This is a genomic window from Pseudomonas sp. PDNC002 (assembly GCF_016919445.1).
In the GTDB taxonomy this organism is placed as follows: Bacteria; Pseudomonadota; Gammaproteobacteria; order Pseudomonadales; family Pseudomonadaceae; genus Pseudomonas.
Genome location: NZ_CP070356.1, coordinates 2363026 through 2374748, shown reverse-complemented (window position 1 = coordinate 2374748; position 11723 = coordinate 2363026). Strand labels below are relative to the sequence as shown.

Genomic DNA, 11723 nt, shown 5'->3' with positions numbered 1-11723 from the left:
GCAGGCTCACAGAATAAGGTCGCGCAATTCATCCGGCAGGCCGCCGGGCTCTTTGATGGCTGCGAGATCGGCCTCGGCAACCGCATTCCATTTGTCTTCGTCCCACAGCTGGAACTTGTTCAACTGGCCGACCAGCATCGCCTTCTTGTCCAACCCGGCGTATTCGCGCAGGCGCGGCGGAACGAGGAAACGCCCGGCGCTATCGAGCTCCAGGTCCACGGCATTACCAATCAGCAAACGCTGCAGGCGCCGCGTTTCTTCACGCAGCGAGGGCAGTTCACGCAGCTTGGCTTCGATGAGTTCCCATTCCGGGAGGGGGTATACGGTGAGGCAGGTGTCGACCGCATCGATGGTGACGATGAGCTGGCCATCGCAACGCGAAACGAGCTCGTCACGATACCGACTCGGCATCGCGAGGCGCCCTTTGGCGTCGAGACTGATGGCGTTAGCTCCGCGAAACACGTCAGCGCTTCCCCTGTGGTTGGCTATCCATGCCTGTTGATCCCACTTTTACCCACTTCATACCACTTCCGCACACTATAGAAATCCGCGCTCCCCACCGTCAAGGCGAGTCAGAAGGGAAAAATCCTTACAGGACCGAGATTTAGCGTGCTTTTGCGAGGGACAGGGAGGGATTTTGACGCGCTGAAAAAGAGAAAAGCCCAGTGTTTTCAAAACACTGGGCTTTCACACTTAAAGTGATTTATTAAGTTTTAAACTTCTTCCGGTCAGCGACAAATGGTCATGTGGGAAGAAGTGGAGAGAAAGTGGTGAGAGTCGATCTATAAGCCGGGTTCTGTCGAGGACAGCCATTCCTCTGGGACATTCATCACTGAATGCCTCAAGCGATCTACCCGAACCCAACGCGGGCCGCGCCAATGGGTTCCTATTTGATCTTGCTCCGAGTGGGGTTTACCTAGCCACGAACTGTTGCCAGCCGTGCGGTGCGCTCTTACCGCACCTTTTCACCCTTACCGGCGCTTGCGCGCTTAGGCGGTTATTTTCTGTGGCACTTTCCGTAGGCTCACGCCTCCCAGGCGTTACCTGGCACTCTGCCCTATGGAGCCCGGACTTTCCTCCACCCCGTGATGGAACACCACGGAACAGCGACTGTCCAATCGACTCTCAGTCCGCAAGGTTAGCGGCTGACGACGCTCAGGACAAGCTCAAGCCTTGCCCTGGCGCTCCAGCGCGAGCTGATAAAGTTGATTCTTGCGCGCCCCAGTGATTTCAGCCGCCAGCGCCGCAGCGCGCTTGACCGGCAACTCCGCCAACAACAGATCGAGCACGCGCAGGGTCTGCGCATCCACCGCCTCATCGCTCTCCGGCGCCGGCTTGCCGGCTACCAGCAGCACGCATTCGCCACGCTGCTGATTACTGTCGGCAGCCACAAACTCTCGCAACTCCCCCAAGGGCAGCCCCTTGAGCGTCTCGAACGTCTTGGTCAGCTCACGCCCCAGCACCGCCGGTCGGTCAACACCGAAGATGGCGGCCATGTCCTCGATGCACTCCAGCACACGATGCGGCGCCTCGTAGAAAATCAGGGTGCGTGGCTCGTCCACCAGCGCCTCCAGCTTTCCGCGACGGCCGGCCATCTTGGCGGGAAGGAAACCCTCGAAAACGAATCGGTCCGACGGCAGCCCTGCCGCGGACAAGGCGGCGATCAGCGCACACGCGCCCGGAACCGGAACCACCGTAATACCCGCCGCGCGCGCCTGGCGCACCAGGTGATAACCGGGGTCGGAGATCAGCGGCGTTCCCGCGTCGGAGATCAGTGCAACGTCTTCACCCGCTTGCAGCTTGGTCAGAAACCGCCCGCCCTGCTCCCGCTCGTTGTGCTCGTGACAGGCGGCCAGCGGCGTCTCGATGCCGAAGTGCTGCAGCAGCCGCACCGAATGACGAGTGTCCTCGGCGGCGATGAGCGATACGTCGGCAAGCACCTTGAGCGCCCGCGCACTGATGTCGTCCAGATTGCCGATAGGGGTGGCCACCACATAGAGAGTGCCGAAGCTCACGCGCAAAACCTCACCGGAGTTATCTGAAAAAACCGCATTGTATCGCGATTCCGGCAGCCGCCATCGCGCCACCCTCGCCGCTTCGGTACAATCGGCAGCTCTTTGAATGCGTCACGAGAAGCCCGATATGATCGCTCGCCTGCGTCCGCTATCCGCTCTGTTCCTTGCCGGCATGCTCGCCGCCTGTGCGTCCTCCCCGTCGTCCAACCTCGGCGAACTGCCGCGGACCCCGGACGCCAGCATCGAACAATTGCTGCAGCAGGCATCCACCGCCCAGCCGGACGAAGCCAACGTATTGCGTCTGTCGGCCGCGGACCTGGCCTACAAGCAGAAGGACCTGGGCCGCTCCACGCAGATTCTGGACCAGATTCCGATGGATAGCCTGAAGCCCGCCCAGCAGGTCTTCGCCAGCACCCTTCGGGCCCAGCTGGAAATGGCGCGCAACAAACCCAAGGCAGCCCTGAAAGCCTTCGACAACCCCAGCTTCCAGCGCCTGGGCGAAATGCCGGTGGATCTCCAGGCCCGTGCCGGCATGGTCAAGTCGCAGGCCCTGGCAGCCGATGGCCAGGCCATGGCTGCCGCTCGCGAACGCGTCTTCATCGACCCGCTGCTCAACGCAGAAGCCAGCAAGGCCAACCATGAGGAAATCTGGAAGCTGGTGTCCAGCCTGCCCGTTGACCAGATGCAAGCCAGCAGCAATGAAGGCGACCTGAGCGGCTGGCTCGACCTGGCGCGCATCACCAAGTCCTCGTCGACCCTGAAAGAACAGCAGTCGAACATCGACAACTGGGTTGCCCAGAACCCGGAGCACCCGGCCGCCAAGCAACTGCCGGATGCCCTGATCAAGCTGAAGTCACTGGCCGCCCAGCCACTGAACAAGATCGCCTTGCTGCTACCGCAGCAAGGCCAGCTCGCCTCCGTCGCCCGCGCCCTACAGGATGGTTTCCTCGCCGCCCATTACCAGGCGCAACAGGGCGGCCAGGCGCAACCGGCGATCAAGCTCTACGACAGCACCCAGGTGCGCTCGCTCGACGAGTTCTACCGCCAGGCCCAGGCTGATGGCGTGCAGCTGGTCGTCGGGCCGCTGGAAAAGAACCTGGTCAAGCAGATGAGCAGCCAACCGCAACTGCCCATCACCACCCTGGCCCTGAACTACGCCGACGGCAATCAGGAAGGCCCTGCCCAGCTCTTCCAGTTCGGCCTGTCCGCCGAGGACGAGGCCCGCGAAGTCGCCAACCGCGCTTGGAACGATGGCATGCGCCGCGCCGTGGCCCTGGTGCCGCGCGGCGAATGGGGCGATCGCGTACTGGCCTCGTTCAGCCGCAACTGGCAAGCCGCTGGCGGCACGCTGATCGCCGCCGAGCACGTTGACCAACCCGTCGAGCTGGCCCGCCAGATCGCCGACCTGTTGCAACTGCGCCAGAGCGAAGGTCGCGCCAAGCGCCTGCAGGGCGTTCTGGACAGCAGCGTCGACACCCAGCCTTCCCGCCGCCAGGACATCGACTTCATCTTCCTCGCCGCCACTCCACAGCAGGCTCGCCAGATCAAGCCCACCCTGGCCTTCCAGTACGCCGGCGACCTGCCTGTATACGCGACCTCCAACCTGTACACCGGCGTGAACAATCCGGCCCAGGACCAGGACCTGAATGGCATCCGCTTCTGCGAAACCCCGTGGCTGCTGAACCCGAACAACGCCCTGCGCCAGCAGGTTGCTGCGCAGTGGCCGCAAGCCAACGGCAGCCTCGGCCGCCTGTACGCCATGGGTGCTGATGCCTACCAGCTGGCCCCGCGCCTGCCGGAGCTGAAGGCCGTGCCGAGCATGCAGGTGGACGGCTTGACCGGCACCCTGAGCGTCAGCGCCGGTCAGCGCGTCGAGCGCCGCCTGCCCTGGGCCGAGTTCAAGAACGGTCAGGTCCAGCCGCTGGAGAACAGCGGTATTTGATCGGCAACAGTCCCACCCAGAAGGCCGGGCAGCAGGCTGAAGCCGCCGCCCTGGCCCACCTGGAACAGCATGGACTGCGCCTGCTGGCGCAGAACTGGACGTGTCGCCGCGGCGAGCTCGATCTGGTCATGCTGGACGGCGATACAGTAGTATTCGTCGAAGTTCGCTCCCGCCGGTACTCCGCCTGGGGAGGAGCGCTGGAGAGCGTGGACATGCGCAAGCGTCAACGCCTGGCCATTTCCGCTGAACTCTTCCTGCAACAGAACGCCCGCTGGAGCAGCCACCCCTGCCGGTTCGACATCGTCGCCATCGACATTCGCGCCCCAGGCTCCGCAGGGCAATTGAACTGGATTCCCAACGCTTTTGACACCTGATCAGACGCCCGACGAAAGGTCACACCTGATGGACATGCAATCCCGTATCCGCCAGCTCTTCCATGCCAGCATCGAGACCAAGCAGCAGGCCACCGAGGTGCTCATCCCGCATATCGAGCAGGCCAGCATGGTCATGGTCAACGCCCTGCTCAATGAGGGCAAGATTCTCTCCTGCGGCAACGGCGGCTCGGCCGGCGACGCCCAGCACTTCTCCTCCGAGCTGCTGAACCGCTTCGAGCGCGAGCGCCCGAGCTTGCCGGCCGTCGCCCTGACCACCGACAGTTCGACCATCACCTCGATCGCCAACGACTACAGCTACAACGAAGTCTTCTCCAAGCAGATCCGCGCCCTGGGCCAACCGGGCGACGTATTGCTGGCGATTTCCACTAGCGGCAACTCGGCGAACGTCATTCAAGCAATCCAGGCCGCACATGATCGCGAAATGGTTGTCGTAGCTCTGACCGGCCGCGACGGCGGCAACATGGCATCGTTGCTGCTGCCCGAAGACGTGGAGATCCGCGTCCCGGCCAAGGTCACCGCACGCATCCAGGAAGTCCACCTGCTGGTCATCCATTGCCTGTGCGACCTCATCGACCGTCAACTGTTCGGGAGTGAAGAATGACCCGTACCCCTCTGATCGCTGCCGCTCTGGCCGTGACCATGGCACTGGGTGGCTGCAGCAGTTTCGTCAGCGCCACCCGCGACAAGCCGATCGACGATGACAAGGGTACCCGCACCCTTGGCAGCAAGATCGACGACTCGCTGATCGAAACCAAGGTGGCGGTCAACGTCGCCAAGGCCGACCCGGGCCTCGACCGCGACTCCCACGTCGTGGTGATCAGCTACAACGGCGTGGTGCTGCTGGCCGGCCAGACTCCGCGCGCAGACCTGAAGAACAAGGCCGAGCAGGCCGCCAAGGAAGTGCAGAAGGTCAAGACCGTGCACAACGAGTTGCAGATCCTGCAACCCTCCTCCCTGGCCGCTCGCAGCAACGACACCTGGCTGACCACCAAGATCAAGAGCCAGATGCTCGCTGACGCGAACGTACCCTCCACACGCATCAAGATCCTGACCGAGAACGGCATCGTCTACATGCTGGGCCTGGTTACCCGCAAGGAAGGCGACCTGGCCACCCAGGTGGTGCAGGGGGTGGACGGAGTGCAGAAGATCGTCCGGCTGTTCGAGTACATCGACTGATCGAACCGTTCACTGCAGGATTGCAGGCATGAAAAAGGCGACCTTCGGGTCGCCTTTTTTATTACTTCACCACCTTGAGACTCGGGCGGCCGCTGGGGCGCGGCGGCTCATCGGAGGGGCCGTCATCCGGCAGATCCTCGTCATCGGTGGGCACCGGCGGCTCCAGATCGAAGACCATGCCTTGCCCGTTCTCCCGCGCGTAGATGGCCATGACAGCCTGGGACGGGACGTACAGGCTCTGGGCAACACCACCGAAACGACCTTCGAAGCTGACCGCCTCGTTGTCCATCTGCAGGTGGCGCACGGCGGTCGGCGAGACGTTGAGCACGATCTGGCCGTCGCTGGCATACCCCGGCGGCACCCGCACGCCCGGGTACTCGGAATTCACCAGGATATGCGGCGTGCAGCCGTTATCGACGATCCACTCATAGAGGGCTCGCACGAGGTAGGGACGACTGGAGTTCATCATCGGGCTCCTTAGCGCATATCACGTTCGATAGAGGACAGGCTGGCACGGAAAGTTTCCCGTGCAAACTGCCGCTCCATGTAATCCAGCAAAGGCTTCGCCGGTCGTGGAAGCTCAATGCCCAGTATTGGCAACCGCCAGAGGATCGGCAGCAGGCAGCAATCCACCAGGCTCAGATCGTCACTGAGGAAGAACGGCTTGTCGGCGAACAGCGGCGACACACCCGTCAGGCTCTCACGCAATTCCTTGCGCGCCAAGGCACGTTCGGCGTCCTTGCGGCGGGTATCGAGGATGCGATCCACCAGACTGCACCAGTCGCGCTGGATGCGGTGCATCAGCAGGCGGCTGTTGGCACGAGCCACCGGATACACCGGCAGTAGAGGCGGGTGTGGATAACGCTCGTCGAGGTACTCCATGACCACCGTCGACTCGTAGAGCGCGAGATCGCGATCCACCAACGTCGGCAGGCTGCCATAGGGGTTCACTTCGGCGAGCTTGGCCGGGATATTGCCAGCCGGTACGTCGATGATGTCGGCGACGACACTCTTCTCGGCCAGGACCAGGCGCACGCGATGGCTGTAGTGGCAGGAAGGATCGGAGAAGCAGGTGAGCTTATTGATTGCGGCCATGCCGCGCGCCTCCTCGCAGGATTTTCTTGTGGGAGGTAGAAAAACGCACGCGCGCCCCGTAGGGCGCGCGCTTGTTACTACGACTGGTTGTGCTTAGTGCACGTCCTTCCAGTATTCGCGCTTGAGCAGGTAGGCGAACACGAAGAAGAAGGCCAGGAACAGCAGGACGTAGGTGCCGATGCGGTGAGAGTCCAGCTTGTTCGGATCAGCCGAATAAGCCAGGAAGGTCACCAGGTTCTTCACCTTCTCGTCGAACTGAGCTTCGGTCAGTTGGCCCGACTTCGGCACGATGGTCAGCTGGTCGCAGGCCTCGTGGGTCAGCGGGGTACCGGTCAGAGGATCGTACTGCTTCTTGCCATCCTCGACGACCTGAACCTGCTTGCAACCGATGACCTGGCGGCCCTGCAGGCTCACCAGTACGTTCGGCATGCCGACGTTCGGGAAGACCTTGTTGTTCACGCCCCACGGACGCTTGGGATCTTCGTAGAACGAACGCAGGTAGGTGTATAGCCAGTCGGCGCCACGTACGCGGGCCACCAGGGTCAGGTCCGGCGGTGCAGCACCGAACCAAACCTTGGCATCAGCCGGCTTCATGCCGATATCCATGTGGTCGCCGATCTTGCCACCGGTGAACACCAGATGGCTCAGCATCAGCTCTTCCGGAATACCCAGATCTCGGCCAACACGCTCATAACGCTGGAACTTGGCGCTGTGGCAGCCCATGCAGTAGTTGGCGAAGGTACGCGCGCCATCCTGCATGGCAGCCTTGTCGGTCAGGTCGATATCGACCTTGTCCAGGGCCGGACCATGGCCCTCGGCAGCGAAGCCGAAGACAGGCAGCAGAGCCAGAACAAATGCAGCGAATTGCTTTTTCATCAGCCAGTCACCCTTTCCGGAACCGGTTTGGTTTTCTCCATCCGGGTGTAGAACGGCATCAGGATGAAGAAGGCGAAATACAGAATGGTGCACAGGCGGGACAGCGTGGTGCCCAGCGGCGACGGCGCTTGCGAGCCGTAGTAGCCGAGGATCACGAAGGAAACCGCGAAGATCACCAGCCAGATCTTGCTCAGCCAGCCCTTGTAGCGGATCGAGCGAACCGGGCTACGGTCCAGCCACGGCAGCACGAACAGCACGGCGATGGCGGCGCCCATGGCGATGACACCCATCAGCTTGTCCGGAACGGCGCGCAGGATGGCGTAGAACGGAGTGAAGTACCACACCGGAGCGATGTGTTCGGGGGTCTTGAACTGGTTCGCCATCTCGAAGTTGGGCTTCTCGAGGAAGAAACCGCCCATTTCCGGGAAGAAGAAGATCACGGTGCAGAAGACGAACAGGAAGACCACGACACCGACGATGTCCTTGACGGTGTAGTACGGGTGGAACGGAATGCCATCCAGCGGAATGCCGTTCTCGTCCTTCTTCTTCTTGATGTCCACGCCGTCGGGGTTGTTCGAGCCGACTTCGTGCAGCGCCAGGATGTGCAGCACGACCAGGCCGAGCAGAACGATCGGCAGCGCGATCACGTGCAACGCGAAGAAGCGGTTCAGGGTGATGCCGGAGATCAGGAAGTCACCGCGGATCCACTGTGCCAGGTCCTCGCCGACGACCGGGATGGCGCCGAACAGCGAGATGATCACCTGGGCACCCCAGTAGGACATCTGGCCCCAGGGCAGCAGGTAGCCCATGAAGGCCTCGGCCATCAGGGCGAGGTAGATCAGCATGCCGAAGATCCATACCAGCTCGCGCGGCTTCTGGTAGGAGCCGTACAGCAGGCCACGGAACATGTGCAGGTAGACGACCACGAAGAACGCCGACGCACCGGTGGAGTGCATGTAGCGGATAATCCAGCCGTAATCTACATCTCGCATGATGTACTCGACGGACGCGAACGCCTCTTCCGCCGAGGGAGTGAAACTCATGGTCAGCCAGATACCGGTGAGGATCTGGTTAACCAGGACCAGCAGTGCGAGGGAGCCGAAGAAGTACCAGAAGTTGAAGTTCTTCGGGGCGTAATACTTGCTTAGATGGTCTTCCCACATCTTGGTGGCGGGGAAGCGGGCATCGACCCAAGCCATGAACTTGTTCATCAGGCTTTCTCCTGGTCCACACCGATGGTCAATTCATCACCATCAAGCGAATAGGGCGGAATCGGCAGGTTCAGGGGCGCAGGTTGTCCCTTGTAAACGCGGCCGGCGAGGTCGTAATGGGAGCCGTGGCATGGGCAGAAGTAACCGCCCTTCCAGTCCGGACCGAGGTCGGCGGGAGCGACTTCCGGGCGGAAGGTCGGCGAGCAGCCCAGGTGGGTGCAGATGCCAACGATCACTGCCAGCTCCGGCTTGATCGAACGTACCTTGGGATCGACGTAGGCCGGCTGTTCCGAAGCCTTCGACTCGGGGTCGGCCAGTTGCCCGTCGAGGGTCGGCAGCGCGTCCAGCATTTCCTTGGTGCGATGCACCAGGAACACCGGCTTGCCGCGCCACTCAGCGATGACCTGCTGACCCGGCTCGATCTTGGCTACGTTGTACTTCACCGGCGCGCCAGCGGCCTTCGCCTTGGCACTGGGGAACCATGACCCCACGAACGGGACCGCAGCTCCGACCGCTCCTGCCGCACCAACCACCGAAGTGGCCGCGACAAGGAAGCGACGCCGGCCTGCATTCACGCCGTCATTACTCATTCAGTCGTCTCCCATCAGCTTCAAGCCTGTTCAAATCAGGCTTTTAAGTAAAAATTCGAGCCGCGCAAAAAATTCGCCAAATGGTAAAGAAAAGCCCTTGTGATGACAAGGTAATAGCCTGTTACGCAACCCCTGAAAGCCTTGCACGGCGCGGCTTACGCGGATGCGACACCTTGCCGCACGACCTTATTGAAGACATAAAAAAACGCCCAGTCCAAAGGATCTGGGCGTTTTTTTCGAAGCGTCGTATTAACGCTTGGAGTACTGCGGACGCTTACGCGCTTTACGCAGACCGACTTTCTTACGTTCAACTTCACGAGCATCGCGAGTGACGTAGCCGGCTTTGCGCAGCGGGCTGCGCAGGGTTTCGTCGTACTCGATCAGAGCGCGGGTGATACCGTGACGGATCGCACCGGCCTGGCCGCTTACGCCACCGCCAACGACGGTCACGTAGATATCGAACTTCTCGGTGTTCTCGGTCAGCTCGAGCGGCTGACGGACAACCATGCGAGCGGTCTCACGACCGAAGAACTGCTCGATGGAGCGGTTGTTGATGGAGATCTTGCCAGTACCCGGACGCAGGAAGACGCGAGCGGTAGCGGTCTTACGACGGCCAGTGCCGTAATTTTGAGTCGCCGACATAATGAGCTATCCCGTTAAATCTTCAGTTCTTGAGGCTGCTGAGCGGTGTGCGGGTGGTTGGCACCCTTGTACACTTTCAGCTTGCGGTACATGTCGCGACCCAGCGGGTTCTTCGGCAGCATGCCTTTGACGGCAGTCTCGATAACGCGCTCAGGAGCCTTGGCGATCAGCTTTTCGAAGTTGATCGACTTGATACCGCCCGGGAAGCCCGAGTGATGGTAATACATCTTGTCGGTAGTTTTGGCGCCGGTGACGCGAACCTGCTCGGCGTTGATGACGACGATGTAGTCGCCGGTGTCAACGTGCGGGGTGTATTCCGGCTTGTGCTTGCCGCGCAGGCGGGTAGCAATCTCGGTAGCCAGACGACCCAGGGTCAGGCCAGCAGCGTCGACGACGAACCAGTCGCGCTTAACAGTTTCTGGTTTCGCGGTATAAGTTTTCATTCGTTATAGCCTCAGGGGCCGCCTGAAAATAAGACGGCGAATCTTACTGGACAGTGGTTGCCTTGACAAGTCAAGGACAGCCGAAGACAGACACGAATTGGGGCTCGGGTCGGTGTGCGTCCGTAACGACTAGATGTATCAATCGGCAGGCTTTGGCATCCCCCACCGATGAAAGGCTGCGGAATTATGCAGATTCCGGCAGAATTTTCAACCGTATGACGCACTTGTTTTCATGAGGAGACCTGCATGGAGTACCGCCCGCTCGGCCGCACCGAACTGAAAGTCAGCGCCCTCTGCCTGGGGACCATGACCTGGGGCGAGCAGAACACGCAAAGCGAGGCTTTCGCCCAGATCGAACGGGCCAAGGCCGCCGGTCTGAATTTCATCGATACCGCCGAGATGTACCCGGTTCCACCGCGCGCGGAAACCTACACCCGCACCGAACAGATCATCGGCAACTGGTTCGCCCAACGCGGTGATCGCGCCGACTGGGTACTCGCCAGCAAGGTCGCCGGCCCTGGCAACTCGATCAGCCACATCCGCGACGGCCAGCTGAAACTGGATCGGAAGAATATCGTCGCGGCGCTGGACGGCAGCCTCAAGCGCCTGCAGACCGACTGGATCGACCTCTACCAGTTGCACTGGCCCGAGCGCAGCACGAACTTCTTCGGCCAACTGGGCTACCAGCACAAGGACGAGAGTTTCACGGCGCTGGAAGACACCCTGGAAGTGCTCGACGAGCAGGTCCGCGCCGGCAAGATCCGCCATGTCGGCCTGTCCAACGAGACGCCCTGGGGCACCATGCGCTTCCTGCAGATCGCCCAGGAGCGCGGCTGGCCGCGCGCGGTGTCGATCCAGAACCCCTACAACCTGCTCAATCGCAGCTTCGAAGTCGGCTTGGCGGAAATCGCCATCCGTGAACAGATCGGCCTTTTGGCCTACTCGCCCATGGCCTTCGGCATGCTCTCGGGCAAGTATTTTGGCGGCGCGCGCCCGGTCAACTCGCGGATCACCCTGTTCAGCCGTTTCACCCGCTACACCAACCCGCAGACCGCCAGCGCCTGCGACCGCTACGTGACCCTGGCCCGCGAGCACGGCCTGGACCCGGCGCAGATGGCCCTGGCCTTCGTCACAACCCGGCCGTTCGTAACCAGCAACATCATTGGCGCGACCAACCTCGAGCAACTGGAAGCCAACCTCGGCAGCTTCGACCTGAAGCTCTCCGACGAGGTGCTGGCCGGCATCGAGGCAATCCACAAGGACCAGCCGAACCCGGCACCCTGAATGCCCCGCAAAACAGAAAAGCCCGGCGATGCCGGGCTTTTTTTCATCCGTGCC

The 11723-nt window shown here is 61.6% G+C and carries 14 protein-coding genes and 1 other RNA gene; 5 read left to right on the top strand and 10 right to left on the bottom strand.

What is annotated here, in order from left to right; all coding sequences use genetic code 11:
- Nucleotides 1-6: 6 nt before the first annotated feature.
- From mraZ to rsmI, 3 genes are all read right to left on the bottom strand, one after another.
- Nucleotides 7-462, bottom strand: a complete 456-nt coding sequence (gene mraZ / locus JVX91_RS11035; RefSeq protein WP_205339251.1) for a division/cell wall cluster transcriptional repressor MraZ — start codon at nt 460-462, stop codon at nt 7-9.
- A gap of 307 nt (nt 463-769) precedes the next feature.
- Nucleotides 770-1126: RNase P RNA component class A (gene rnpB / locus JVX91_RS11030), an RNA gene on the bottom strand.
- 40 nt (nt 1127-1166) lie between these two features.
- Entirely contained in the window at nt 1167-2015 is an 849-nt protein-coding gene (gene rsmI, locus JVX91_RS11025; protein ID WP_205339250.1) for a 16S rRNA (cytidine(1402)-2'-O)-methyltransferase, read from the bottom strand.
- Nucleotides 2016-2142: 127 nt separating this feature from the next.
- On the opposite strand from rsmI, the gene JVX91_RS11020 reads away from it, so the two are divergent.
- From JVX91_RS11020 to JVX91_RS11005, 4 genes are read left to right on the top strand one after another with little or no spacing between them, the layout of a single operon-like run.
- Nucleotides 2143-3957, top strand: coding sequence for a penicillin-binding protein activator (locus tag JVX91_RS11020; RefSeq protein WP_205339249.1), 1815 nt, complete (start codon nt 2143-2145; stop codon nt 3955-3957).
- Nucleotides 3954-4331 (top strand): YraN family protein, encoded by a 378-nt coding sequence (locus JVX91_RS11015; protein ID WP_205339248.1) that lies wholly within the window; start codon nt 3954-3956, stop codon nt 4329-4331. The genes JVX91_RS11020 and JVX91_RS11015 overlap by 4 nt, the downstream gene beginning before the upstream one ends.
- Nucleotides 4332-4359: 28 nt before the next feature.
- Entirely contained in the window at nt 4360-4953 is a 594-nt protein-coding gene (locus JVX91_RS11010; RefSeq protein WP_017518113.1) for a phosphoheptose isomerase, read from the top strand.
- On the top strand, nt 4950-5528 hold the full coding sequence (locus tag JVX91_RS11005; protein ID WP_205339247.1) for a BON domain-containing protein: 579 nt from the start codon (nt 4950-4952) through the stop codon (nt 5526-5528). The genes JVX91_RS11010 and JVX91_RS11005 overlap by 4 nt, the downstream gene beginning before the upstream one ends.
- A 61-nt stretch (nt 5529-5589) precedes the next feature.
- On the opposite strand, the gene JVX91_RS11000 is transcribed toward JVX91_RS11005, so the two are convergent.
- The 7 genes from JVX91_RS11000 to rplM form a co-directional block, all read right to left on the bottom strand.
- Nucleotides 5590-5994, bottom strand: coding sequence for a ClpXP protease specificity-enhancing factor (locus tag JVX91_RS11000; protein ID WP_081517483.1), 405 nt, complete (start codon nt 5992-5994; stop codon nt 5590-5592).
- Between the two features lie 11 nt (nt 5995-6005).
- Nucleotides 6006-6623 carry a glutathione S-transferase N-terminal domain-containing protein gene (locus JVX91_RS10995; protein WP_205339246.1) on the bottom strand — a complete coding sequence of 206 codons (618 nt, stop codon included), beginning with the start codon at nt 6621-6623 and terminating at the stop codon, nt 6006-6008.
- Nucleotides 6624-6716: 93 nt separating this feature from the next.
- The gene (locus JVX91_RS10990) at nt 6717-7499 is read right to left on the bottom strand and encodes a cytochrome c1 (RefSeq protein ID WP_205339245.1); all 783 of its coding nucleotides are present in this window, start codon (nt 7497-7499) and stop codon (nt 6717-6719) included.
- Entirely contained in the window at nt 7499-8710 is a 1212-nt protein-coding gene (locus JVX91_RS10985; RefSeq protein ID WP_045209611.1) for a cytochrome bc complex cytochrome b subunit, read from the bottom strand. The genes JVX91_RS10990 and JVX91_RS10985 overlap by 1 nt, the downstream gene beginning before the upstream one ends.
- Nucleotides 8710-9300, bottom strand: a complete 591-nt coding sequence (gene petA / locus JVX91_RS10980; RefSeq protein WP_205339244.1) for a ubiquinol-cytochrome c reductase iron-sulfur subunit — start codon at nt 9298-9300, stop codon at nt 8710-8712. Before petA ends, JVX91_RS10985 begins: the two co-directional genes overlap by 1 nt.
- 249 nt (nt 9301-9549) lie before the next feature.
- Nucleotides 9550-9942: a 30S ribosomal protein S9 gene (gene rpsI / locus JVX91_RS10975; RefSeq protein WP_017518120.1), complete on the bottom strand. Its 393-nt coding sequence runs from the start codon at nt 9940-9942 to the stop codon at nt 9550-9552.
- 14 nt (nt 9943-9956) lie between these two features.
- A complete protein-coding gene (rplM, locus tag JVX91_RS10970) occupies nt 9957-10385 on the bottom strand; it encodes a 50S ribosomal protein L13 (protein WP_205339243.1) in 429 nt (142 codons plus the stop codon).
- A 246-nt stretch (nt 10386-10631) separates the two neighbouring features.
- Here rplM and JVX91_RS10965 point away from each other — a divergent pair, with 246 nt between their 5' ends.
- A complete protein-coding gene (locus JVX91_RS10965; protein ID WP_205339242.1) occupies nt 10632-11669 on the top strand; it encodes an NADP(H)-dependent aldo-keto reductase in 1038 nt (345 codons plus the stop codon).
- Nucleotides 11670-11723 lie beyond the last annotated feature (54 nt).